We start from the raw sequence: 23,907 nt of genomic DNA on the forward strand, positions 1-23,907 counted from the left end.
GGTAGAAACTATAAAAATATTGCGCTTTTCCTCAATCAATCAGGCCCAGGTGCTTCATGGCCTGCCAGATGCCTTCCTCCTCCACCCTGGGAGCCACATATTCAGTCCAGGGATCCAGCACCTTGTCGTGCTTTCCCATGGCGATCCCATGGGCCCCGTACTGGAACATAGCCAGGTCATTGCTGCTGTCCCCGAAGACGTAGGAGCGTTCCCGGCCCAGGCCGAAGTACTTCAGAATGTACTCGATGATCGTCCCCTTGGAGTAGCCCTTCACGATACACTCGTAGGTATTGTCCCCCCGGTCCAGGATCTCCATATAATCGGTAAGGAAATCAAAAAACTCCTCCTTTTTGCTCTCCTTGTCCGTGTAGGCAAAGATCTTGTCAAAGGGACAGCCGCCCTGCTCGATGTATCTCTCTACTCCCAGTCCCCTGTTCTTCATGTATCTTCTGGTATTCTCCAGACTGTCGAACCTGGATACCCGGGAGGAGAAATACACATCCTCCATCCCCTCGTACAGAGCGTCCACCCTGCACTTTTCCGCCATCCTCACGATGGAAGCGGCGGCCTTCGCGTCCAGGTGCTCCTCAAAGATCACCCGGTCCTGGTACTCCGCATAGATGCCGCACCCGCAGAGAATGCCGTCCACAGGAAGTCTGCGGATCTCGGGCGGCACAGAGCAGGCTGTCCGGCCGGTGTTGATAAAGACCAGATGCCCCTTCCTTCTGGCCTCCTCCAAAGCGTGTACAGCGCTCTCCGGTATCGTCCTGGTGACCTCGCTCAGCAGGGTGCCGTCTATGTCAAAAAATAAAACTGCTCTCTCCATTTTTCTCTACTCCTCTTGACTTTTCCGCGGCCGCGCGGCCATTGGCACTTTTTGCCGGCTTTGCGGCCGTCTCTATTGTAGCATGACGGGAGTGGTTCGTAAATGCTGTTTCCTCTTGACATTTTGTCCGACTTCGGACTATAATACTTTTGTCTGGTTTCGGACTAACTTTATCTTTACATGATTTCACAAGGAGGGATGGCACTATGACAGAAAACAGAAAATCTTTGGAGAAATATTACAATCTCTGGCAGGAGACGACCGTCCTGTACGAGCGATGGGCCAGACGCCGGGGACTGACCTACAACAGCCTGACAGTCCTGATAGCCGTCGCGGGCAGCGCTCCCGCATCCTGTACCCAGAAGACCATCTGCCAGGATTGGGCCCTCCCCAAGCAGACCGTCAACACAATATTGAAGGATTTTGCGAAGAAGGGCCTTCTGGAGCTTGTCCCCGTGGAGGAGGACCGGCGCAGCAAGGCCATACGGCTCACAAAGGAAGGGCAGTTCTTCTGCGAGAGCACCCTGGCGGACCTGAAAAGACTGGAGCTTTTTATCATGGAGCAGATGGATCCCGCCCTTGTGGACGCCATGATCAGCGGAATGGATCTGTTCTGTCAATATTTTAGGAAAGGAATGGAAATGGAATATGAAGCTTTATAGAGAATTTTTCAGCTATGTAATCCCCTCGCTCCTGGCCTTCGCCCTGTCCGGCGTCTACTCCATCGTGGACGGCTTCTTTGTGGGAAACAGCATCGGCGACGCCGGGCTGACCACCATCAACATCGCCTACCCGGTGGTGGCTCTTCTGCAGGCCGCCGGCACCGGCATCGGCATGGGCGGCGCCGTGCACTACTCCATCCGTCTGGCCTCCGGGAAAAAGGAGGAGGCAAAGCGCTACACAGACAGCACAGTAGTCCTTCTGCTGGCCGCCTCCCTCGTCTCCACTCTCGTCTTTTACCTGGCCGCCCCGGCTGTCCTGACAGCCCTGGGCACCTCCGGACAGATTCTGGAGCTGGGGATCTCCTACCTGCGGATCATCGTCCTCGGCTCTGTGTTCCAGATCTTCGGCACCGGCCTGGTACCCCTGATCCGCAACATGGGAGGCGCCTTCTACGCCATGATGATCATGGTGGCTGGCTTTCTCACCAACATTGTGCTGGACTATGTGTTCGTCTGGCTTCTCCACGAGGGGGTGGCGGGAGCGGCTCTGGCCACCCTCATCGGCCAGGCAGTGACCATGGCGGGAGGACTGCTCTTCTTTCTGCGCCGAGGCGTGTCCTTCCACCTGGTCCGCTCTGTCTTCTCCCGGGAAAGGGTGAAGGGGCTGCTGACCGGCATCCTGAAGATTGGGCTGTCCCCCTTCGGGATCACCTTCTCCCCCAACATCACGATCATTCTCATGAACCGTTTCCTCATGGACTACGGCGGGGAAAAAGCGGCTGCCTGCTACGCCTGCATCGTGTATGTCATCGTCATCGTGTACCTTCTGCTTCAGGGCGTGGGCGACGGCTGCCAGCCCCTCATCAGCAGATACTACGGGGAAAACCATCTGAAAAATATGAAAAAGGTGTGCAGCCTCGCCTACATAAGCGGCGTCTGCATAGCAGCCGCCTGCATGGTCCTCATCTTCCTTGGCCGGTATCAGATCGGAGGACTCTTCGGGGCCTCGGATCTGGTCCGCGCAGAGGCCGGCCAGGTGCTTCCCCGCTTCCTTGTCAGCCTCATTTTCCTGGCCCTTGTGCGGGTCACCACCTCCGCCTTCTACGCCACGGAGAAGACGCTCCTGTCCTACATCCTGGTGTACGCGGAGCCGGTATTCCTCTTCCTGCTCCTTCTTCTGCTGCCAAGGATGGCCGGGCTCAGCGGCGTGTGGCTGAGTATTCCTCTTGCCCAGTCGCTGACTTTTGTGACAGCGCTTGTCTGTAGGCTTTGGGCGTCATCCCGAAGCTCCTCCGGAATACCCGGTTAAAATAGGAAAGGTTGTTAAAGCCTGTATCCAGGGCAATGTCCGTGATGCTGGCCTCCTCCCCGGCCAGCCTGCCGGCGGCGATCTCCATCCTGTACTGGTTCACGTACTCCACGCAGGTCATATTCATGTGCTGCTTGAAAAACCGCATAAAATAGTACTCGCTGAAGTGACAGACCCCGGCCAGCTCGGCCACGCTCAGGGGCCGCTGATAATTTTCCTTTATATACTGGAGAACCGTCCGGAGCTTTTCAATGACCTCCCGGTTCTCCTGTTTTTTTCTCTCAAAGGGAACCTGCCTGTACAGAAGGAGCAGGATCTCCAGAAGTCCGGCCTTCACCTCCAGCTCATACCCCTCCTCCCTTTTGGCAAAGCTCTCCTTTAGCCTGTCAAACAGCCTCTCCATCCTCTCAGAGAACTCCGGACTGCTGCCCTTTGCCCTCATCACCGGAGGAAAGCGGATCTCTCCCTTCTCCACCGGGGCAAGGTACTTCACCCCGCAGGCATCCGCCCTGCCTCCCAGCAGGGAGGGATGGAAGACAAAGCTGTCGGTCTCCAGCAGCCTCGTCTTCCCCTCCGGTATCCCGTGGAGCATCCCTGACGGCAGAAAGAGGAAATCCCCCTCCCCCACCTGGCAGGGCTCCAGGTCAATGAGATAGGTGCAGCTCCCCCGGCGTACCCGTGTGATCTCAAACTCCTCGTGCCAGTGTACCGGAAGGCCCGCCAGTCCCGCCGGGTAGACGCAGTGATAATAGTCCGCCGGGAACAGGCTGGTCCCGTGATGGCGCTTCTCAAGGTACTGTCTCTTTTCCTCCATATCTTTTCCTCCATGGCAGGATTGTGTCAAAAACTGCTAGGAATATGCAAGTAAATCCTGCTTTTCACTTATATAATAGTAGCATATTACAAATCGAACCGAAAGGAGAAAAAGCATATGATCCGCAAATATACCTTTGGAAACCCCTTCCCCACGGAGGCAGTCGTAAAAGAGATCCCCGCGTCCGAGGGGGCTCTCCCCTATTTCACCAGAGAGGGCGACAGCCTGGTCCTCACCATGGAGGAGGGTGCTCCCGTGTACGGTCTGGGCGAGCAGGTGAGAGGTATCAACAAGAGGGGCTGGAGCTACACCAGCAACTGCTCCGATGACCCCCACCACCTGGAGACCACCCACTCCCTCTACGGGGCACACAATTTCCTGATGATCGGGGGATCCCACCCCTTCGGCCTTTTCATCGACTATCCCGGATACCTGACCTTTGACATCGGCTACACCCAGAAGGATACGCTGCGCATCACGCCCACGGACTGGGATCTGGACATCTATGTCATCGAGGAGGAGGATAGGCGCTTCCTCTCCATCGTCCACACCTTCCGTCAGATGATCGGCAGAAGCTACATTCCTCCCAAGTGGGCCTTCGGCTACGGCCAGAGCCGCTGGGGCTACAGGAACGAGGCGGATGTGCGGGAGGTGGCCGCGAAATATAAGGAGGCCGGCATCCCCCTGGACGCCATCTACATGGATATCGACTACATGGAGCGGTATGAGGACTTCACCGTGTCCGCGGAAAAATTCCCGGATCTCCCCGGCCTGGCCGCGGATATGAAAAAGGAGGGCATCCATCTTGTCCCCATCATCGACGCCGGCGTGAAGATCGAGGAGGGCTACTCCGTCTACGAGGAGGGCGTGGAGAAAGGCTACTTCTGCAAGGAGGAGGACGGCACCGACTTCGTGGGAGCCGTGTGGCCGGGACGGGCCCATTTCCCGGACATGCTGAACCCGGCCGCCAGGAGATGGTTCGGCCTGAAATACAGGTTCCTCCTGGACCAGGGCATTGACGGCTTCTGGAACGACATGAACGAGCCCGCCATCTTCTATTCAGAGAAGCGCTTAAATAAGGTGTTTGACGAGGTGGCCTCCATGAAGGGCCAGAACCTGGATCTGGATAAGAACAACCATCTGCTGGGTCTTGTGAACACCCTGGCCAACAACCCGGAGGATTACCAGAGCTTCTACCACGAACCCGGAAACGGCCTCCCAAGGATCCGCCACGACAAGGTCCACAACCTCTACGGCTACAACATGACCCGGGCCGCCGGGGAGGCCTTTGAGGAGCTGGAGCCGGACAAGCGCATCCTGATGTTCTCCCGCTCCTCCTACATCGGCATGCACCGCTACGGCGGCATCTGGCAGGGAGACAATCTGTCCTGGTGGTCCCACCTGCTCATGAACGTAAAGATGATGCCCTCCCTGAGCATGTGCGGCTTCCTCTACACGGGAGCGGATCTGGCAGGCTTCGGCGCGGACACCACGGAGGACCTGGTCATGCGCTGGCTCCAGTTCGGCATCTTCACCCCGCTCATGCGGAACCACTCCGCTATGGGCACAAGGATGCAGGAGGCCTACCGCTTCTCCAACGCAGAGGCTCTGGGCCGGATCATCAAGCTCCGCTACTGCCTGCTGCCCTACCTGTACAGCGAGTACATGAAGGCGGCCCTGGGAGATGAGATGCTCTTTTTGCCTCTCTCCTTCGCCTACCCGGAGGACCCACACGCAGCCCAGGTGGAGGATCAGCTCCTCCTCGGGGAGAGCCTCATGCTGGCTCCCGTCTGCCAGCAGAACGCCGCCGGCCGCTACGTATACCTGCCGGAAGACATGCTCTGCGTGACCACCTCCGGACCGGACGATTTCCGCTGTGAGAAAATGGGCGCCGGACACCACTACGTGCCTGTGGCTGAAAATGAGCTCATCTTCTTTGTCCGCAGAGGACACCTGCTGCCCCTGGCACAGACAGCCAGGAACGTGGAGAAGCTGGACGCCTCCCGCCTGCAGCTCATCGCCTACCCGGCGGGCACATGCCGCTACACGCTCTACGATGACGACGGCTACGGAAAAGACTACGAAAATCCCGCCCACCTGTCCACTATTGACGTGTCTGCCGACGGTGAGGTAAGATATGAGGGATCAACAGAAAGGACTGTCACAACATGTTTCATCTGCTCTTAGCTATCATATACCTTGCCTTTATAAGCCTGGGCCTTCCCGACGGACTGCTGGGGTCCGCCTGGCCCTCCATGTACCAGGAATTCCAGGTGCCGGTGTCCTACGCCGGCATCATCTCCATGATCATCGCGGCGGGCACCATCGTGTCCAGCCTGCAGAGCGACCGGCTGACCCTGCGCCTGGGGCCGGGACGGGTGACAGCCATCAGCGTGGCCATGACAGCGGCTGCCCTCTTTGGCTTTTCCTTCAGCCACTCCTTCATCCTTCTGTGCCTGTGGGCCATTCCCTACGGCCTGGGAGCCGGCAGCGTGGACGCGGCCCTCAACAACTATGTGGCTCTCCACTACACCAGCTGGCACATGAGCTGGCTCCACTGCATGTGGGGCGTGGGCGCCTCCGCCGGTCCCTACATCATGGGCCTTGTCCTCTCCGGAGGAGCCTCCTGGAATACCGGCTATCGGTACGTGGGCATCCTCCAGGTGGCGCTCACAGCCATTCTGCTCATCAGCCTGCCCCTCTGGAAGGACAGGCGCTCTATCTCCGGAGCGGAGGCAGGCAAAAGTCCTGCGGCGGACACCCCGGCTCCGGAAAAGGAGACCGCGCGGCAGCCGAAAAAGCCCCTGTCCCTGAAGCAGATCCTCTCCATTCCCGGCGCCAGAGAGGTGATGGTGACCTTCTTCTGCTACTGCGCCCTGGAGCAGACAGCCGGCCTGTGGGCCTCCAGCTACCTGACCCTGCACGAGGGGATCCCCTCTGAGACCGCCGCCTTCTGCGCCAGCCTCTTCTTCATCGGCATCACCATCGGGAGAGGCGTCAGCGGCTTTCTCACCATGCGTTTCAACGACACCCAGATGATCCGCCTGGGGCTGGTGCTGATCCTGGCGGGCGTGCTGATCATCCTCCTGCCTCTGGGCGGCGGCACATCCCTTCCCGGCCTGATCATCATTGGTCTCGGGTGCGCCCCTGTGTACCCCTGTGTCATCCACTCCACGCCGGCCCACTTCGGAGCGGACAGGTCCCAGGCAGTCATCGGCGTGCAGATGGCCTCCGCCTACGTGGGCACCTGCCTCATGCCTCCTCTGTTTGGCCTGATCGCGAACCACATCAGCATCTCTCTCTTTCCATTCTATCTGCTGGTCATCCTTGTGCTGATGTTTGTGATGCACGAGAGGCTGCTGAAGAAGACTGCGAATACTCGGTAAGAATCTGAAAAAATGTGTAAGAAAACAGGAGGAGAGAAACTATGCAGATCGCACTGCGGAACGATGGACGAGAGCTCAAATCCCACGGGGATTACTCCTTCCCCGTGCTTGTCAGCCCGGAGCGGCTGGACGCCTACGAGATGGGAAGCTTTGCCTGCCACTGGCATCCTGAGATCGAATTTACCCTGATCCTTAAGGGGGAGATCCTGTACCAGATCAATGACCACACCTATCATTTAAAGGAGGGGGACGGGATCTTCTGCAATGCCAACATGCTGCACGCGGGGCGCCACGCAAACAGCCGGGACTGCTCCTATCTGTCCGTCACAGTCAACCCCTCCCTTCTGTACGGCTACGAGGCCAGCCTCCTGCAGACCAAGTACGTCCAGCCCGTGACTGAGAACCCGCTTCTCCCCTCTGCCTCCTTCTTCCCGGATGTGCCCTGGGAGAGGGAGGTCCTCTCCCACCTGACCGCCATCCGCCGGCTCTGGCAGGATCCGCCCCGCTCCTACGAGCTGCGTCTTCTGACAGAGCTCTACCAGATCTGGATCCTGCTCTTTGACCACCTGGATCTGGAGACCCGCCCCTCCTCCGGGGACGTGCGGGAGCTGGAACGGCTGCGCCGGATCGTCACCTTTATCCACGAGCACTATATGGAGCACATTTCCCTGGAAGACATCTCCGGCTGTGTCAACATGTGCAAGAGCGAGTGCTGCCGCCTGTTCAAGCGAAATATGAATCAGCCCCTCTTCGACTACCTCCTCCACTACCGCATCCGGCAGAGCATCCCTCTTCTGGCCCAGGGAAAAGACAGCATCACAGACATCTCCATGCAGTGCGGGTTCTCCAGCCCCTCCTACTACACGAAGCTGTTCCGAAAATTCATGGGCTGCACTCCCAGGGAGTACGCGAAGTCCGCCCATGCGGAAAAGAGTCCGCAGCGTCAGCCATAGACGCTGCGGACTCTTCTTGTCTGCCTTCCCCTATTTTTTTATCTCTTCATCCAAACAAAATCCCAGCCGGACAGCTCCACTGTCTCCACTTCCCTGGTGACGCCTGTCACGAGGTTCGTGTACCGCGCTTTCTCCGGCATCCAGATAGTGCGCCCCTGGTCGCTGAAGTTGAACACAGCGTGGAGCTCCTCCCCTTCGGATCTGCGGACGATCCACAGGATGGACTGATCGCTGTAGTCCTTCGTGTACACCTCCGCGTCCGCGTCAAACACGGCCTCTTTCCTGCGGATCCGCTCCAGCTCTTCCAGCCCGTTAAAGATCCGGCCCTGCACGCTGTCTTTATCCTTAATGTGCTCTGTCAGCTCCCAGCAGAATTTTCCTCTGTGGATGTACCGGGAGTCAGGTGCCTTGTCCGGGTCATCCTTGTAGGTGTAGTCGTTCACCTGGCCGATCTCGTCCCCGCTGTAGAGCATGGGGATGCCGGACTGCGTGAACATGTAGGCGTGGAGCATGAGATCCTTGCGGATGGCCCAGTCCATCTTCTCCTCATTCTGCTCAAAGCCCGCGCTCTCCACGCCGCACATGGAGGCGGTGGTGGCGCAGAACCTGGCGTCCCCGGTCACCGGATCCTCATTGTAGAGCTCGCCTCTGCTGACGCTTCCCGGAGTCTTGCCCTGGAAATAGTCGTTCAGGTACTTCTTGTGGGAGACTTCCTCCATGCCCCACTCCTTCAGGGATGCATAGTCCAGGCCCCAGCCGATGTCGTCGTGGCACCGCAGATAGTTGAGGAAGGTGTACTCTCTCGGAAGAGAGCAGACCACGTCCATCTGCTTCCGGAGCAGGCGGATGTCCCTCGTGGCCACAGTGTGCCAGGTAGTGGCCATGGTGGTCACGTTGTAGAGCATGTGGCACTCCGGCTTCTCCACTGTGCCAAAGTAGGGCGCCACCTCCTTGGGCTCCATGACCACCTCGCCCAAAAGCACAATGCCCGGACACACGATCTCGCCGATCATGCGCATCATGCGGACGATGGTGTGCACCTGGGGCAGGTTCCGGCAGTTGGTCCCCAGTTGCTTCCAGATATAGGGCACCGCGTCGATGCGGATAATATCCATTCCCTGGTTGGCCAGGTAGAGGAAGTTGTACATCATCTCATTGAACACCCTCGGGTTGCTATAGTTCAGATCCCACTGGTAGGGGTAGAAGGTGGTCATCACATAGTGTCCCATCTCCGGCAGATAGGTGAAGTTGCCGGGAGCCGTGGTGGGGAATACCTGGGGCACGGTCTTTTCGTACTCCCTGGGGATCGCCGGATCCGCGTAGAAGAAGTAGCGGCTCATGTACTCGCCGTCCCCCTGGCGGGCTCTCCTGGCCCACTCGTGGTCCTCGGAGGTGTGGTTCATGACAAAATCCATGCACAGGCTGATTCCCTTCTCATGGCATTTCTCCGCCAGCTCTGACAGATCCTCCATAGTTCCCAGCTCCGGCTTCACCTTCCGGAAATCGGCCACAGCGTAGCCGCCGTCGGACCGCCCCTTGGGAGAGTCCAGGAAGGGCATCAGGTGCACGTAGTTCACATTGCACTTCTCCAGATAGGGAAGCTTCTCCTGCACACCCTTGATATTCCCGGCGAAATTGTCAATGTACATCATCATGCCAAGCATGTCTCTCTTCCGGTACCACTCACCTTCCGCCTCTCTCTGGGCGTCCAGCTTTTTCAGCTTGTCATTTCTCTGGTCATAGTACCATTTCATCTGATCGCAGAGCTCGGCAAACATATCATCATTGCCGTACAGCTCCATGTACAGCCACCGCAGCTCATCGTGGTGGCGTCCCAGCCGCTTTGCGAAAACGCGGTCGGACTGCTCCCGTTTCTCCCGATCTCTCTTCTGGGCCGCCGTCTCCCTGGTCTTAGCTGCCGGCTTCTTCGCCGCCGCAGTTGTCTTCTTCGCTGCCGCGGTTGTCTTCTTCGCCGCCGGCTTCTTTGCCGTCACGCTTTTCTTCTTCGTTGTTCCTGCCATCTGTCTCATCCCCCGTTTACAATGATTTGGATTAGTCTTCACATACAAAATGCCACTGGTAGGCCTGGTATTCTCCCTCCAGCACCGGCTTGGGCACGCCCGCCTCACGCAGGGCCGTGCTGTTGTACAGCCTGCCTGTCTCCGTATCCCGGTACATGGTATTTTCCTTCAGGCCCTTCACTTTGATGTAGTCCACGGTCATGTTGGCGTGCTTCTTGATGCCCACCACCTGCACAAGGGCTTCCCTCTGGTCCTCGGACACGAACTCCCAGGCCCCCTGGTTGTCGGTCTGGGGATTGGTGAGCCGATAGTAGGTGCCTCGCTGCACGAGAGCCGCATACTTCTTGTACTCCGCGATCTGGCGCCGGATCTCGTCCTTCTCCTCCTCGCCCAACTCGTTTAGGTTCAGCTCGTAGCCGAAGGTGCCGGCCATGGCCACCATGCCCCTCGTCTTCATGGAGGTCACCCTCCTTGTCTGGTGGTTGGGCGACGCGGACACGTGGGCTCCCACAGAGGAGGCCGGATAGATGAAGGAGGTTCCATACTGGATCTCCAGCCGGTCGATGGGATCCGTGTTGTCGCTGCACCAGATCTGGGGCGTGTAGTAGAGCATGCCGGCGTCAAAGCGTCCACCGCCGCCGCTGCAGCCCTCGATCAGAATATTGGGATACCGGTTCACCAGCCTCTCCAGGAAATCATAGAGCCCCAGCACATAGTCGTGAAGTACCCGCCCCTGGCTGTCCGCTGTGGCGGAGTATATATCCGCAAGGCTCCGGTTCATATCCCACTTGATATATTCCACATTGCCCTGATCCAGGACAGCGCAGATCTGCTCATAAATGTAGTCCACCACTTCTTTTCTGGAGAAATCCAGGACAAGCTGGTATCTGGAGCGGTTAGGCCGCCGTCCCGGTATGACAAAGGCCCAGTCCGGATGCTCCCGGTACAGTTCGCTGTCCTCATTGACCATCTCCGGCTCGATCCAGATGCCGAACTTCATGCCCATGCCGTTGATCTTTGTGATCAGCTCGCCCAGACTGCAGCCCAGCTTCTTCTCGTTGACCTTCCAGTCTCCCAGTCCCCGCAGGTCGCTGTCCCTGTTGCCAAACCAGCCATCGTCCAGGACGAACATCTCGATCCCTAAGTCCGCCGCCTGCCGGGCCAGAGCAAGAAGACTCTCCCCTGTGAAGTCAAAGTAGGACGCCTCCCAGCTGTTGATGAGGATGGGCCTCACTGTCTCCTTATATTTCCCTCTGCACAGGTGTGTGCGGATGCAGCGGTGGAAATTCTGTGACAGCTTTGCCAGTCCCTCTCCCGAGTAGGTCATGATCACCTCCGGAGACTGGAGATCCTCCCCAGGATTTAAGGGGTAGGCGAACTGCTCCTCGCTGAAGCCCATGAGCAGTCTGGTCTGGGAGTACTGGTCCTTGCCCGCCTCGCTCTGGAAGCCGCCGCTGTAGACAAAGGCCATGCCGTAGCAGCTTCCCGCATCCTCAGTGGCGTCGTGCTCCGCCAGGATGACAGCCGGATTGTACTGGTGGCTGGAGGTTCCCCTGAGACTTCCGATCTTTGAAGTGCCGTGTCCCACAGGCATCCTCTGGCAGTTTCTCTCCATGGCGTGGCGCCCGTAGAAGGTGAGGAAGTCATAATCTCCTCCCACGAGATCCAGACAGGCCGGGGCCAGCTTTTTCACAGAAATATAGCCCTTGCTGGCATTCACGATCTTCACGCTCCTGGTGATCACATCGTACTCGGGCAGCACGCCGTAGAGCAGCACCGCCAGCACCCCTGTCACCGGATCCTCCAGGACCACCTCCAGCGTCTGGGCCTCACTGTCGTCCGCGTACACGGCAGGCAGGCCGGGGAGGGAATACTTGCCCTCCCGGATGGTGTGGGTCACATAGCGGAAATCACTGCAGTAGGTGCGGTCCGTATTTTTGATGATGCAGGCCGGCGTCCGGTAGTCCCCGGTGCCCAGGGAGGGGAACTCCTGGGGCAGAGAATCCATGGAGTAGGTCTTGTCCGTCCCCGCCTCGTATGGATTGCCGGAAAATCCTCTGTCGTAGTAGGTCAGCAGGTAATCCATACATCCCTCAGCGTATCTCCCATAATACAGGTGCAGCAAAAAGCCATATCTGTCAATCTGCATCTGGTAAGTCGTGTTCTTCGTATGCAGTGAAATCGTCTTCTGCTTTTCATCGTAAATAATGCTCATCTTTTTCTCTCCTGCTCTGTAAATGTTCTTTCAAACTGACGCATGTACCAAATACATAACTCAATTGAAAGAGCGGGCCTATGCGCCTCTCCGGCGCACACACCCGCTCTCTCCGGCAGATGCAGTAATATACATCTGAACGTATTTATTATTTTACAGCTCCATTTACAACGCCGTTGATGATATGCTTCTGGCAGATCACATAGAAGATCAGGATCGGGATCAGTGCCAGCAGATAGGATGCAAAGGCGAGATTGTAGTTTGTTCCGAACTGTGTCTGGAAGTTAAGCTGTGCCAGAGGCAGCGTGTTCTGCCCTGTTCCGGACATGATAACAAGGGGTGTCATAACATCGTTCCAAACAGCCAGAGCTGTAATAATAGCAACTGTCGCATGCATGGGCTTCATAATCGGGAAGATAACCTTCCAGTATGTGCGCCATGTGCTTGCGCCGTCCACTCTGGCAGCCTCCTCAAGGGCAATGGGGATGTTCACCAGGTATCCGGAGTACAGCAGTACATTCATCGGCATATAGAATACCACATACAGGATGATAACGCCAGCCCAATTTGCAAGTCCCATCTCTGCCGTCTGTTTTGCCAGAGGCATCATCAGGATAGCAAACGGAACGAACATACCGCTCACTACAAAGAGATACACAAGTTTATAGAACTTGCTGTGAGCCCTGTTGCGGCCAATGGCGTATCCCAGCAGGGAGTGGAGCACGATACACAGCACAACGGTCACCACGGTGATCAGCACACTGTTTCCCAGGGATCTCCAGAAATCTGTGACCTCCATGGCCTGGGTAAAGTTGTCCAGACTCCACTTTGACGGGAGGGACAGGATGCCGGAGATGCTGTTGGTCATCTCAGACGGCTGTTTGAAAGCGATCACGACAGCCATATAGAGCGGGAACACGATGGTGCTCAGGCCCAGGATCAGAAGGACCATGACCGGCCAGTTTGTCTTTACTTTATCTACTACTTTTTTGTTATTCATTATAACTGCTCCTCCTTCCTGCTGGAGATGCTCATCTGAGCCGCGGAGATGGCCACGATCACGATGAAGAAGATTACGGCATTAGCACTCTGGAAGCCGAACTGTCCGCCTGACATACCGTTATTGTAAATGAGGTATGAGATGGACTCTGTGCTCTGTGCAGGGCCGCCCTTTGTCATGGCCATGATCTGGTCGAACACCATGAGGAAGTTCTTCACGCACAGCACCATGTTGATGGTAAAGAACGGGATGATCAGCGGGAAGGTCAGATGTTTGAACTGCTTCCAGCCTGTAGCTCCGTCCAGGGAACCCGCCTCGTACACGTCCTCCGGCACGGTCTGAAGTCCGGAGATATAGATAATGGTGTTCATGGCAATGTTCTGCCAGCAGCAGACCACCATAATGGCGATCCAGGCAGTCTTCTCATTAGACAGCATGCTCTGGCTGAGACCTTCGCTGCCCATCATCTCTCCCAGCGCCGGAAGGATGTAGGTAAACAGGTACTGGAACACGTAGCCCACTACCAGGGCGCCAAGCACGTTTGGAAGGAAATAGGCCGCCCGGAAAAATCCTTTGGCGCGGATCTTGCTGTTCAGACCCAGGGCCAGGATCAGACTGATCACGTTGGTCACGATAGTGGCGCAGATGGCCAGCTTGAAGGTGAACAGGTAGGAACCGCCCACCCTGGGATCCTGGAACAGGTCAATATAGTTTCTCAGACCTACCCAGTCGTAAGTTCCAAATCCCTTAAAGTTTGTAAAACTGTAGATAACGCCCCGGATCAGCGGTACGGTGTTGAAGCAGACAAACAACGCCAGAATCGGTATCGTTATCAACAGGAATGTCCGTTTTCTTTCATTTTTCATTCTATCCCCACTCCTTTCCTACTCGATGCTGCCGTGCTCTTCCTCGTACTCTTCCACTGTACGGATGATGTCGCGGTTGTAGCGCAGCCAGTCACTGTCAAACTTCTCCAGGAACGCGTCCACGTCTTTGTTGATGACAAAGGTCTGGAGCTGCGCATCCACCGCCATCTCGGACGGATAGTAGTGATCCTGGTAGTCTGTCATGTTGCCGGTCTCTATGTACTCGCTCATGCCGTCCAGCATAGGAGCCAGCTCAAAGTCTCCCTCCTTGCAGGGAACCGCGTTCTGGTCATCGATGTAGGCCTGGATGTTCTCATCCTCCAGAAGGAAGTCAAGAACCTCGTAAGCCGCCTCTTTGTTCTCACACTCTGCTGTCACGCAGAAGCCCAGGTCGATACCGGAGTTTAGCGTGTTGTCTTCTGTATTGTCGCTGGCCGGCATCACAAAGGAATCAATGTTCATCTCCGGATTCACGGAGAGGATCTGTGGAACCGCATAGCTTCCGATGGGGTACATGGCAGACTCGCCTCTGGCGAAAGCCGTACATGCATCATTGTATCCGTATGCAATGGGGTCCTCAGGCCCGTAGGAGATGAGTTCGAGATACTTCTCTGCCGCCTCCTTGTAGCCCTCTGTAAAGTTTGCCTCTCCTCTGTTGACCTGCTTGCACAGATCTGCCGGAGCCAGGTCAACGGCGATGCCGTTCCAGGGCGCCAGACAAGTCCATGTGTCGCGGAAGCCAAAGTAGAAGGGAAGAATGCCCTCCGCCTGGATCTCCTCACAAAGACTCATCAGCTCTCCCCAGTTTGTGGGGATCTCCCAGCCGTGCTCCTCAAACATATCCCTGTTGTAAAGGATACCGGCTGCGTTTGCCACATAAGGTACAATGAAGGTGCCGTCTGTGGGGACGAACTCCAGCCCTTCCGCAATGTCGATGTAAGAGTCCTTGATATTCTCCATCCCCTCATAGTCAGACACATCAGCCAGGATCTCCGCATCCACGTAGTAGGAGTAGTTGATGTCACCGCCGATACCGATGATATCCGGGTAATCCTCCCTGATAAATCTTGTCCTCAGTATCGTAGACGCATCGTTGGGCGAGTCAATGGTCAGATGGATGTCATCGTGAGTGGCATTGAACTGTTCTTCCACCTGGTCAAAGTAGGTGGCTGCTTCCGGCTTGTACTGAAGGATCTCGATCTCGGTCTTTCCGCTTGATTCGCTTTTTCCCGAGCAACCCGACAGCATCAGCCCGCCGGTCATGACAATGACCAGCGCCGCACTGAGGTACCTTGCACTTTTTCCTCTCATTTTCATATCTCCTTTCTTTTTTTGGCCTTGCTTTTTACGGTAGCTATATTTTAACATATCATTATGCGTCTATAAATATCGCTGTTTTTTTTGTTTTATGCCACAATACTTGTTTTCAATCTATATGTTGATGTCATCTAGCATTTTGATATATAATATTTAAAACACGGGAGGTACTGTCATGAGCAATATTCTGTATTCTATTTTTCCGAGTGAAAATTTCATTGATCTGGGCCTGTACCAGTACGGCTGGGAGCAGTGCGACCCGGCTCACTCCTTCGGTCCCGCCGCCAGGAACCACTACCTGTTTCACTACGTGATCTCCGGGACCGGGACGCTGACAGCCCACAACTCCAAAAAGGAGTCTATCACCTACAACATCAAGAGCGGCCAGGGCTTTATGATCTTCCCCCACCAGATCTGCACCTACATAGCGGACAATGAGCTGCCCTGGGAATACACCTGGCTGGAGTTCGACGGCCTGAAGGCCAAGGAGCTGATCGAGGCCTCCGGCTTCTCCGTCAACTCTCCCGTATACCGGCCCAGGCACAAGGATCTGGCCCGGCAGATGATGGAGGAGATGGTCTACATCGCCAACCACTCCCAGGAGTCCCCCTTCCACCTGATCGGGCACCTGTATCTGTTCCTGGACTACCTGAACAAGTCCAACTCCTCCCCCCTCCAGAGCCAGGGGAACCGGATGCGGGACTTCTACATCCGGGAGGCCATGGCATTTATTGAGCAGAACTTCCAGAACGACATCTCTGTGGAGGACATCGCCGCCTTCTGCAACCTAAACCGGAGCTACTTCGGAAAGATCTTCCACGACACAGTGGGGAAATCTCCCCAGGAGTTCCTCATCTCCTACCGCATGTCCAAGGCCGGGGAGCTGCTGAAGATGACCTCCCTGTCCATCGCGGACGTGGGGAACGCGGTAGGCTATCCAAACCAGCTCCATTTCTCCAGAGCCTTTAAGAATGTGTACGGGGTCTCCCCCAGAGCCTGGCGGTACGAGCAGCAGGGAAATCCGGAAAAGGACGTGTAATTGTCTTTGTATAAGCAGACAATAAGTTGATTATAATAAAAGTATACGGTATAATAATGACAAAATCAACAAAGGACGTGGAGTGCCAAAGGAAAATATCATAGAGATTAATTTTGAGTCCCGGCATTTTAAAAAGCTGGAGGATGCAGATCACTTCTATCAGTACGTCACGGAACGGGCAGAGCATCTCTTTTTTGACGAAATCCAGCATGTGAAAGAGTGGCACTCGGTAATCCCTTCCTTCCGGATTGATTTTGACTGCGATATCGATGACAATTATCCGAAATATGTGATCAGCAGCGACATCGTAGATCTGAGCAGGAATGGCATTGTCCATTATAATATCATTGACTTTCTGCTGGATGAGAAGGATATATAAGTCAGCAAAAGGAGCCGCCGTGAGGGCGGCTCCGAGTCGTTTCGTCAGGTATTCACTTTGCTTAATGATAAGATTCGTGTGCTTAATTGACTGAACTTTCTAATGGTAGTATAGTACAATCAAAAATAGACAAAAGTATCCAGCAAGAGGGGATGCATCATGGAAGAGCATGAGAAGCTATTGAAAATAAAAAACTTAAAGAAAAAATATCAGATTAATAAAGAAGAATCTCTGCAAGTGCTCAAAGGATTGAGTTTTTCTATTGCACATGGAGAAATGGCAGCTGTTATGGGAGCTTCCGGCTGCGGAAAAACAACGCTGATCAATCTGATATGTGGAGTTGATAAGGCTGATGAGGGGAGTATTATGATCGACCATACAGAGATTACAGGAATGAAGAAATCCCAAATGGCAATCTTCAGAAGAAATAATATAGGTATGGTCTTTCAGGATTTTAACCTTTTAGAGAGCTTAAATGTAAAAGATAATATTTTATTGCCGCTTATTTTGGAAAATAATACAGAAAACAGCGAAGAAAGATTTGAAAAAATAATGAATGTTCTGTCTATCAGCGATCTGGCAGATAAGAGCGTAACCGATATTTCCGGTGGTCAGAAGCAACGGGTAGCCATAGCAAGGGCATTGATCAATACCCCACGGATTATTCTGGCTGATGAACCAACGGGGAATCTGGATGCAAGATCAACAAAAGATGTGATGGAATACCTGATCCATATAAATGAACAATTTAAAATTACACTTGTAATGGTAACCCATGATTCCTATGCGGCATCCTACTGTAATAAGGTGATCTTGCTTAAAGATGGTATCATATTTTCCGAATTGCAGAAAGGGAAAAAAAGTAGAGAGGTTTTTCTTGAAGAAATTTATGATTTTTTAAAACAGATTGGTGGTGAATGATCTGATGGAAAAAGCTCGTATTTTCTTAAAGATGGTTTGGTTTAATCGTAAGAATTATCTGTTATATTTACTGTGTAATAGTTTCACCATAGCTTTTCTGCAGGCGTTTTTATCAATCGGACAGAATCAGTCCTTCATGTTCAGCAATAAAATTGATCCAATGATCTCTAGCAATGTATTTGCACCAACGGTTCTAACTATACTGTTTATGATACTTTTTATTCCATATACTTATGAGGCTTTTTTTAAGAGCAGGAAACAGGAATATGCTGTTTTAATGACACTCGGAATGACAGAATATGAAATAATCGGAACCATGATGGCAGAGTGCCTGGTGATCGGTGTACTCAGCTTTGTCTGTGCCAGTGTACTGGGTACCCTCCTGTCTGTTTTTTTCTTCTTTTTCCTTCGTAATGTGATAGGATTGTCCGCTATGGGATGGGAATTTCATATAGACACCTATACGACTTCAGGGAAAATGTATGCTGTAGTGATTGCGATTATTCTGCTTTTGAATATTATCAAACTTATACATGCACAGTTGTTGGATCTCTTTAAGGCACGGTACAAGGAAGAAAGGAAAAGCAAGGGAAACACGGCGTTTTTAATCATTGGTTTGGCGGTTATTTTATCGGCTGCTGCAATTATGATATATAATTATGATTTGGGAAGTACAAATGTGTGGTTTTTAAGTGTTGGAATCGCATTCATCGGTTTAAGCATTGTATTCAGAAATTTTGACTGTACTTTTTATAAAAACAGAAATAACAAGTGGAAAATAAGCCTGTCACTTGTTCTCCAGTATATAAAATCATGGAGACTGATAAGTTTTATTTCTGCTTTTCTATTTATTGTTGTTATATTCTTTTCAGCACATTGCGCAGTGACCTTTCCGAGCTTTGCAGATACTGCGCTCGCATACTCACCTTATGACCTTTTCTATGTGCGTTCTACACAGGTCAATAATATGGCAAAGAGTGAAATGACTCAGATTTTGGATAAGTATGGGGTAAACGTTACTGAAGAAAAAACATTGGATTTCTTGAGAAATGAAAGCTTTAACATTCTGCCGTCTAATGAGGTCAATGACAAATTCGGCTGTGAGTTCAAGGTGGCCCCAGGGCAGTTCATCCAATTGTTCCAATATGATGAAAACGATGGATATGAACATGATCTGCAGCCAGTAAAAAAGATATCCGTAAAATGCAGAGATGGTAGCGAGCTTCATCTGGAATTAGACGGTCAAGAAAATAAAATACTGCTGAACTCCTGTCGCAGTCTGGCAGATAAGACTCTTATTGTAAATGAACAGGACTATATGAAGATTAAGGAAAATTCCAGTGAATACATGTGTGAAACCGCAGTTATGTATCAGTTTGGGGATTGGCAAACATCAGGGACAGCAATTAGAGAATTGCAGAAAAGTATGAGTAAACAAAATAGTTTATCTGAAGAAGATCAGTATGTATACACATTATCATCAAAAATTGAAAGCTATGAAACTGCCAAGCAGTCTTCAGAAGTCCTGGCTTTCTTACTCTTTTTTGTGGATGCAATGTTTTTTGCTACGGCCAATATCAGTATATTTTATAAAGTGAAATCAGAATTAAATGACGAAAAACATATAGCTTTAAATTTATATCGGGTAGGCATTACAGACAAAGAATTTTGGAACATATTGACAAAGAAGAATGGCTGCTATTATTTAATCCCGGTATTATCTGCCATTTTAATAGGGGTATTTTATAGTTATAGCGTGAATTCTGTCTATGAGTATGGTAAAGCAGGGTTGATATGTGGCCTGATTGTTTCCTGTATTTTGCTTCTTGTACAGGTCTTGATAATCTGGAAAGTAACGAAATACGAATTTAACCCCGGAATATAAAAAGGAGCCGTCACAGTGCCAGTATTCTATGTTGCCCGGTTCCCCACGCATAGCTGTCCGCCGCATAGTTTTTTCCACAGATCTTTATTTCCCAGCGCCGACAGGTCATTTGGATAGGCATATGCTGTTTCAAACGCAAGTGTCAGCACAGCAAACAGCAAAAGGCGCATCCTGCCCGTGATTAAATCCGCACGGGCAAAATACGCCTGTTCTTCCTCTGCTTGGCAAGTGCAAATCCCGTTTTTATTCCTCCGCCTTCAGGATGAACAGCCTGGAGTCGAAATCCCGCGGAGCATTCTCCCGGTCTGTCACCTCCCCAGCGGTTCCGTCCGTGGTGATCAGGCCAATGTTCATCAGCTCGTCTCCGTAGAAGCTGCCAAAGGGCTGCTCTGTCTCTTTTCTCACCTGGATCTCATACCTGGCCTCCGGGTCCAGCCCCCTGAGGGGCAGCCTTGTGTAGGCCAGGTTGGCCCCGGAGAGGGTTCTGTACCAGCCCGCGATGGCCTCCTTCTTATCCTTGCTGACCGCCATCCAGGCAGTCACATTTCCCTCAAAGGGGCTCTGCAGGCGGTAGAAGGTACCGAACTGCAGGAGATGCCTGTACTCCTTCATGAACCGGATCTGGTCCTTCACCGCCTCCTGCTCCTCTGCTGTCAGGGTGTTCAGATCCAGCTCGTAGCCAAAGGTTCCAAAGCATGCCACATTGGCTCTCGTGTGCAGGGGAGCAGTCCTGCCTGTCTGGTGGTTGGGAGAGGTGGACACGTGGCTTCCCATGCTGCTGACAGGGTAGCAGTAGGAGGTGCCGTACTGGATCTTCAGCCGCTCCACCGCGTCCGTGTCGTCGCTTGTCCAGGCCTGGGGCGCGTAGTACAGCATGCCCGGGTCAAAGCGGGCGCCGCCGCTGGCACAGGACTCAAAGAGCACATAGGGGAACTTCCGCGTCAGCCTGTCGTACAGGTCATACACGCCCAGGATATACCTGTGGAACACCTCTCCCTGCCTGTCTGCGGGGAGGGCGGGACTGTAGCATTCTGTGATGCTCCGGTTCATATCCCACTTGATATAGGAAATCTTCGCCTCTGACAGGATCTTTTCCATCATGCCGTAAATGCAGTCCACCACTTCTTTCCTGGAGAAATCCAGCACATACTGATATCTGCCGTGGGTGGAGGGGCGTCCCGGCACATGGAGGATCCAGTCCGGATGGGCCCGGTAGAGGTCCGAATCCTTATTCACCATCTCCGGCTCAAACCAGAGACCGAATTTCATGCCCATGTCATCAATCTTCTGTGCCAGACCAGCAATGCCCCCGGGCAGCCTGTCCCGATTGGCCACCCAGTCGCCCAGGCCGGCCCGATCGCTGCACCGCTTTCCGAACCAGCCGTCGTCCAGAACGAACATCTCCACTCCGCACTCTCTGGCCTTTCCTGCGATCTCCAGTATCTTTCCCTCTGTGAAGTCAAAATAGGTTGCCTCCCAGTTGTTGATGAGGATGGGGCGCTCCCTGTCTCTCCAGTACCCTCTGGCCAGCCTCTTCTGGTAGAGTCTGTGGAAGGTCTGGCTCAGATCGTTGAGCCCCCGGTCTGTGTACACCATAACCGCCTCCGGAGTCTGGAAGGCCTCCTTCGGCTCCAGCTTCCAGTCAAAGCCGTCCGGGTGGATGCCCATGAGAACTCTCGTCGTGTCGTGGGAGCCGACCTCCGCCTGGGCCAGGAAATTCCCGCTGTACACAAGGCTGAATCCAATGGCTTCCCCCTGGAATTCATCCGCCTGAGGGCGCTTTAATATAATGAAAGGATTGTGCTCATGGGAGGAGTGTCCTCTTCTGCTTCCCACGGACAGAATGCCCTCCTCCAGGCGGCGCACTCTCGGATACCGCTCCCTGGCCCAGGCCCCCGAGAACTGCATCCAGTCATAGTCGTGATCCGGCAGGTCCAGGCACAGGCTCATGGCTGTCGTCAGGTGAAGAGGCTGCTCTCCCCTGTTGACAAATCTGGCGCTGCGCGCAATAATGCCCCCCTGCGCAAAGATGGTATAGGACAGCTCCAGCGTCATCCCTGTGACGGCGTCCTCCATGGTCACGGTCAGCGTCCGGGCCTCGCTGTCATCCTCTGTGTAGGTGGCCGGAAGTCCCTCAAGAGATGGTTTTCCGTCTGAAATGCGGTGGCTCTTATAGACAAAGGCGCTGATCCTGCTGCCGTTCTCCTGCAGGATCTCCACCGCCGGGGAGCGGTAGTCCCCTGTGCCGTAGGAAGGGTACTCCTGCTTGATATGCTCCAGGGAGTAGGCCTTGCTGTCCTCAAAGGTGCAGGACGCCATGGGCCGGGGCAGATTTTCCAGAAGATAGGAAAAATCGTCTCTGTCATGCACTCTCTTTCCGAAGTAAAGCTGTCCCAGCTGTCCGCACCGGAGCACCTTCATGATATAGCTGACCTGGTCATTGTACAGGTGAAATGTCCTGCTCTCTTCTCTCCATATGATGTTCATTCTGACTGCCTCCTGTTTTTTTGCAATACATTTCCGAAATGCATGTTTCTCGTTTCGATCTATGCATCTATTATATACAGAAGGCCTCTGTCAGAACAGGACAATAAGTTACAAAAAACAGTCAAAATGTTAGATTTTCATTCTCCTTAAAGAGGCCCCCTGTTTTCCTCTCTCGTCTTCCTCTGCTGCTCCGCGTTCCGCTTCCTGTAGGCCGATGGCGTCATTCCCAGTCTGGCCTTGAAGATCTTGGAAAAGCCCAGGGTATCCTGATAACCGCAGGACAGGGCCACGCTCTCTATGGAAAGCTCGGTGATCTCCAGAAGCTGGGCTGCCCTCGTAATGCGGAAGCTGGTCAGGTACTCTTTGGGAGACATGCCGAGCTGGTCCCGGAAGAGGGTGTAGAGATAGCTCCTGTTGATGCCCACATAGGCGGCGATCTCCCCCACCTGCACCGGGTAGGAATAGTGGTGCTGGATATACTCCACCGCCTTGCGGATGTAGAGATTGTCGTCCTTCCCGCCCCGGTCCGCCTCGATCTCCATATTCCGGGCCAGGACGGAGAAGAACTGGTAGAGAAGCCCCTCCAGCAGGTACTCATTTGCCACCGTGTAATTCTTGTTCTCCAGCATGGCCAGGACGATCCTCTCCAGCTCCTCCCCGCAGGCGCACTGGTAGATGAGCTGCCCGCTGTTCAGCCCCAGATCCCGCAGGTACTCTCCCGCCTTCTCCCCCGCAAATCCGATCCACAGGTAGGTCCAGGGATCCTCCTTATCCGCCTCGTAGAAGGTCTGCACCTCCGGCTCAATGAGAAAGCCCTGTCCCGCGTGGAGGCGGTGTTCTTCCTTTCCGGCCGAGAACCGGCCCTTCCCCTTCAAAATATAGTGCAGGATATAGTTGGGCCTGACTGCCGGGCCAAAGCTGTGGAGGGGCAGGCACCTGGCATAGCCGCAGAAGCACAGGTACAGGTCCGAAAATTTTCTGTTTTTCATCTGGAGTACATATGAATAGTCTTCCATAAAAAAAATCCTCCTGTGATATTTATACCACAGGAGGAGGGATTTATCATCTGTTTTCACTCTCCGCCCTTTCCTTGCAGGACAAGCTCGTAAAGCCTGAACTCCATGGGAACGCCTATATCCGCATAGGTGATCCTGACCGTATCCACATACTCAAACCCGAAAGATTGATAGACTTTTACAGGTATGTCATTTCCCACGATGCAATCCAGGCGTATGGCCTTCTGTTCCCATCTCCTGGCAGTCTCAATCGCGTGCTTTACAAGCTGTTTAGAAAAACCCCTTCCGCCGTAGTCCGGCAGGACGCGCAGAGCGTGAAGGATGACCACTTCATTTTCCGCGGCATTTATATGCCAACGGACAGTGTGGTAGGCCTCGTCGCAGTCATGATCCATGATATAGGCCGCCACGATCCTCTCATCCTCTATACCGATAAACTGGGAGCCGTCTTCCACAGCCCGCTCTACCATGTCCCGGGAAGGAAAGCCCCCCTTATTCCCATCGGGCAGAAAATCCTTTTCTCCCAGCACTTCGCACATTGTGCTGTAAAAGGACATAATTTCCGTCAAATCTCCCATCGAAGCCTGCTCAATCTTCATTTTTGCACCACCTTCTATCCGGATTGTCCTGAAAAAAGTGTACCACAGGAGCAAAAAATTTTCCAGCTGACGCGTCGCTTTCTTTTCTGTGTCCATGGTATAATGATTGTGCAAAAGCGCAATCTGAAGCGAGAAAGCAATTTGGTGATATGTCAAGAGGTGATAAAAAAAGATTTCAATGAAAACAGATAAAAAAGGGTACAACAAATAGG

Annotated in this window: 19 protein-coding genes; 9 read left to right on the forward strand and 10 right to left on the reverse strand. The window is 53.6% G+C overall.

The window, feature by feature from the left end; all coding sequences use genetic code 11:
* Positions 1–31: 31 nt before the first annotated feature.
* Positions 32–826: an HAD family hydrolase gene (locus FGQ86_RS05080; protein ID WP_033126416.1), complete on the reverse strand. Its 795-nt coding sequence runs from the start codon at positions 824–826 to the stop codon at positions 32–34.
* 206 nt (positions 827–1,032) lie between these two features.
* Between FGQ86_RS05080 and FGQ86_RS05085 the strand changes: the two genes are divergently transcribed.
* Complete coding sequence (locus tag FGQ86_RS05085; protein ID WP_033126417.1) at positions 1,033–1,488, forward strand: helix-turn-helix domain-containing protein; 456 nt, start codon at positions 1,033–1,035, stop codon at positions 1,486–1,488.
* Entirely contained in the window at positions 1,475–2,797 is a 1,323-nt protein-coding gene (locus tag FGQ86_RS05090) for an MATE family efflux transporter (protein WP_138303127.1), read from the forward strand. Before FGQ86_RS05085 ends, FGQ86_RS05090 begins: the two co-directional genes overlap by 14 nt.
* Here the strand turns inward: FGQ86_RS05090 and FGQ86_RS05095 are convergent.
* Positions 2,688–3,611 carry an AraC family transcriptional regulator gene (locus FGQ86_RS05095; protein WP_081958068.1) on the reverse strand — a complete coding sequence of 308 codons (924 nt, stop codon included), beginning with the start codon at positions 3,609–3,611 and terminating at the stop codon, positions 2,688–2,690. The two genes, FGQ86_RS05090 and FGQ86_RS05095, sit on opposite strands and share 110 nt — an antisense overlap.
* 117 nt (positions 3,612–3,728) lie before the next feature.
* Here FGQ86_RS05095 and FGQ86_RS05100 point away from each other — a divergent pair, with 117 nt between their 5' ends.
* The 3 genes from FGQ86_RS05100 to FGQ86_RS05110 are packed head-to-tail and all read left to right on the forward strand — an operon-like array spanning position 3,729 to position 7,950.
* Positions 3,729–5,798, forward strand: coding sequence for a TIM-barrel domain-containing protein (locus tag FGQ86_RS05100; protein WP_138303128.1), 2,070 nt, complete (start codon positions 3,729–3,731; stop codon positions 5,796–5,798).
* Positions 5,780–6,997 (forward strand): MFS transporter, encoded by a 1,218-nt coding sequence (locus FGQ86_RS05105; protein WP_138303129.1) that lies wholly within the window; start codon positions 5,780–5,782, stop codon positions 6,995–6,997. Before FGQ86_RS05100 ends, FGQ86_RS05105 begins: the two co-directional genes overlap by 19 nt.
* 41 nt (positions 6,998–7,038) lie before the next feature.
* A complete protein-coding gene (locus tag FGQ86_RS05110) occupies positions 7,039–7,950 on the forward strand; it encodes an AraC family transcriptional regulator (RefSeq protein WP_033126422.1) in 912 nt (303 codons plus the stop codon).
* Positions 7,951–7,988: 38 nt separating this feature from the next.
* Here the strand turns inward: FGQ86_RS05110 and FGQ86_RS05115 are convergent, their stop codons facing one another.
* The 5 genes from FGQ86_RS05115 to FGQ86_RS05135 all read right to left on the reverse strand — a co-directional run bounded on the left by FGQ86_RS05115 (position 7,989) and on the right by FGQ86_RS05135 (position 15,363).
* A complete protein-coding gene (locus tag FGQ86_RS05115) occupies positions 7,989–9,971 on the reverse strand; it encodes an alpha-amylase family protein (protein WP_138303130.1) in 1,983 nt (660 codons plus the stop codon).
* Positions 9,972–10,002: 31 nt separating this feature from the next.
* The gene (locus FGQ86_RS05120) at positions 10,003–12,186 is read right to left on the reverse strand and encodes an alpha-galactosidase (RefSeq protein ID WP_033126424.1); all 2,184 of its coding nucleotides are present in this window, start codon (positions 12,184–12,186) and stop codon (positions 10,003–10,005) included.
* A gap of 148 nt (positions 12,187–12,334) precedes the next feature.
* On the reverse strand, positions 12,335–13,186 hold the full coding sequence (locus FGQ86_RS05125; protein WP_033126425.1) for a carbohydrate ABC transporter permease: 852 nt from the start codon (positions 13,184–13,186) through the stop codon (positions 12,335–12,337).
* On the reverse strand, positions 13,186–14,052 hold the full coding sequence (locus FGQ86_RS05130; protein ID WP_033126426.1) for a sugar ABC transporter permease: 867 nt from the start codon (positions 14,050–14,052) through the stop codon (positions 13,186–13,188). Before FGQ86_RS05130 ends, FGQ86_RS05125 begins: the two co-directional genes overlap by 1 nt.
* A gap of 18 nt (positions 14,053–14,070) precedes the next feature.
* Positions 14,071–15,363, reverse strand: a complete 1,293-nt coding sequence (locus FGQ86_RS05135) for an extracellular solute-binding protein (protein WP_138303131.1) — start codon at positions 15,361–15,363, stop codon at positions 14,071–14,073.
* 181 nt (positions 15,364–15,544) lie between these two features.
* On the opposite strand from FGQ86_RS05135, the gene FGQ86_RS05140 reads away from it, so the two are divergent.
* From FGQ86_RS05140 to FGQ86_RS05155, 4 genes are all read left to right on the forward strand, one after another.
* Positions 15,545–16,408: an AraC family transcriptional regulator gene (locus FGQ86_RS05140; protein WP_033126428.1), complete on the forward strand. Its 864-nt coding sequence runs from the start codon at positions 15,545–15,547 to the stop codon at positions 16,406–16,408.
* A gap of 82 nt (positions 16,409–16,490) precedes the next feature.
* Positions 16,491–16,787, forward strand: a complete 297-nt coding sequence (locus FGQ86_RS16415) for an AAA family ATPase (RefSeq protein ID WP_243127170.1) — start codon at positions 16,491–16,493, stop codon at positions 16,785–16,787.
* A gap of 159 nt (positions 16,788–16,946) precedes the next feature.
* Positions 16,947–17,708, forward strand: coding sequence for an ABC transporter ATP-binding protein (locus FGQ86_RS05150; protein WP_138303132.1), 762 nt, complete (start codon positions 16,947–16,949; stop codon positions 17,706–17,708).
* A 4-nt stretch (positions 17,709–17,712) separates the two neighbouring features.
* The gene (locus FGQ86_RS05155) at positions 17,713–19,593 is read left to right on the forward strand and encodes an FtsX-like permease family protein (RefSeq protein ID WP_138303133.1); all 1,881 of its coding nucleotides are present in this window, start codon (positions 17,713–17,715) and stop codon (positions 19,591–19,593) included.
* A gap of 243 nt (positions 19,594–19,836) precedes the next feature.
* Here the strand turns inward: FGQ86_RS05155 and FGQ86_RS05160 are convergent, their stop codons facing one another.
* From FGQ86_RS05160 to FGQ86_RS05170, 3 genes are all read right to left on the reverse strand, one after another.
* Complete coding sequence (locus tag FGQ86_RS05160) at positions 19,837–22,080, reverse strand: alpha-galactosidase (protein WP_033126433.1); 2,244 nt, start codon at positions 22,078–22,080, stop codon at positions 19,837–19,839.
* 146 nt (positions 22,081–22,226) lie between these two features.
* On the reverse strand, positions 22,227–23,096 hold the full coding sequence (locus FGQ86_RS05165) for an AraC family transcriptional regulator (protein WP_033126465.1): 870 nt from the start codon (positions 23,094–23,096) through the stop codon (positions 22,227–22,229).
* A 56-nt stretch (positions 23,097–23,152) separates the two neighbouring features.
* A complete protein-coding gene (locus FGQ86_RS05170) occupies positions 23,153–23,695 on the reverse strand; it encodes a GNAT family N-acetyltransferase (RefSeq protein WP_138303134.1) in 543 nt (180 codons plus the stop codon).
* Between the last annotated feature and the right edge of the window lie 212 nt (positions 23,696–23,907).

The sequence above is a fragment of the Clostridium sp. BSD2780061688st1 H5 genome (genome assembly GCF_005845155.1).
GTDB classification, from domain to species: Bacteria; Bacillota; Clostridia; order Lachnospirales; family Lachnospiraceae; genus Claveliimonas; species Claveliimonas intestinigallinarum.

What these genes read in the sequence shown, in the direction of transcription:
- FGQ86_RS05080 (WP_033126416.1), bottom strand. Translation starts at nt 826, where the DNA reads ATGGAGAGAGCAGTTTTATTTTTTGACATAGACGGCACCCTGCTGAGC.
- FGQ86_RS05085 (WP_033126417.1), top strand. Translation starts at nt 1,033, where the DNA reads ATGACAGAAAACAGAAAATCTTTGGAGAAATATTACAATCTCTGGCAG.
- FGQ86_RS05090 (WP_138303127.1), top strand. Translation starts at nt 1,475, where the DNA reads ATGAAGCTTTATAGAGAATTTTTCAGCTATGTAATCCCCTCGCTCCTG.
- FGQ86_RS05095 (WP_081958068.1), bottom strand. Translation starts at nt 3,611, where the DNA reads ATGGAGGAAAAGAGACAGTACCTTGAGAAGCGCCATCACGGGACCAGC.
- FGQ86_RS05100 (WP_138303128.1), top strand. Translation starts at nt 3,729, where the DNA reads ATGATCCGCAAATATACCTTTGGAAACCCCTTCCCCACGGAGGCAGTC.
- FGQ86_RS05105 (WP_138303129.1), top strand. Translation starts at nt 5,780, where the DNA reads ATGTTTCATCTGCTCTTAGCTATCATATACCTTGCCTTTATAAGCCTG.
- FGQ86_RS05110 (WP_033126422.1), top strand. Translation starts at nt 7,039, where the DNA reads ATGCAGATCGCACTGCGGAACGATGGACGAGAGCTCAAATCCCACGGG.
- FGQ86_RS05115 (WP_138303130.1), bottom strand. Translation starts at nt 9,971, where the DNA reads ATGGCAGGAACAACGAAGAAGAAAAGCGTGACGGCAAAGAAGCCGGCG.
- FGQ86_RS05120 (WP_033126424.1), bottom strand. Translation starts at nt 12,186, where the DNA reads ATGAGCATTATTTACGATGAAAAGCAGAAGACGATTTCACTGCATACG.
- FGQ86_RS05125 (WP_033126425.1), bottom strand. Translation starts at nt 13,186, where the DNA reads ATGAATAACAAAAAAGTAGTAGATAAAGTAAAGACAAACTGGCCGGTC.
- FGQ86_RS05130 (WP_033126426.1), bottom strand. Translation starts at nt 14,052, where the DNA reads ATGAAAAATGAAAGAAAACGGACATTCCTGTTGATAACGATACCGATT.
- FGQ86_RS05135 (WP_138303131.1), bottom strand. Translation starts at nt 15,363, where the DNA reads ATGAGAGGAAAAAGTGCAAGGTACCTCAGTGCGGCGCTGGTCATTGTC.
- FGQ86_RS05140 (WP_033126428.1), top strand. Translation starts at nt 15,545, where the DNA reads ATGAGCAATATTCTGTATTCTATTTTTCCGAGTGAAAATTTCATTGAT.
- FGQ86_RS05150 (WP_138303132.1), top strand. Translation starts at nt 16,947, where the DNA reads ATGGAAGAGCATGAGAAGCTATTGAAAATAAAAAACTTAAAGAAAAAA.
- FGQ86_RS05155 (WP_138303133.1), top strand. Translation starts at nt 17,713, where the DNA reads ATGGAAAAAGCTCGTATTTTCTTAAAGATGGTTTGGTTTAATCGTAAG.
- FGQ86_RS05160 (WP_033126433.1), bottom strand. Translation starts at nt 22,080, where the DNA reads ATGAACATCATATGGAGAGAAGAGAGCAGGACATTTCACCTGTACAAT.
- FGQ86_RS05165 (WP_033126465.1), bottom strand. Translation starts at nt 23,096, where the DNA reads ATGGAAGACTATTCATATGTACTCCAGATGAAAAACAGAAAATTTTCG.
- FGQ86_RS05170 (WP_138303134.1), bottom strand. Translation starts at nt 23,695, where the DNA reads ATGAAGATTGAGCAGGCTTCGATGGGAGATTTGACGGAAATTATGTCC.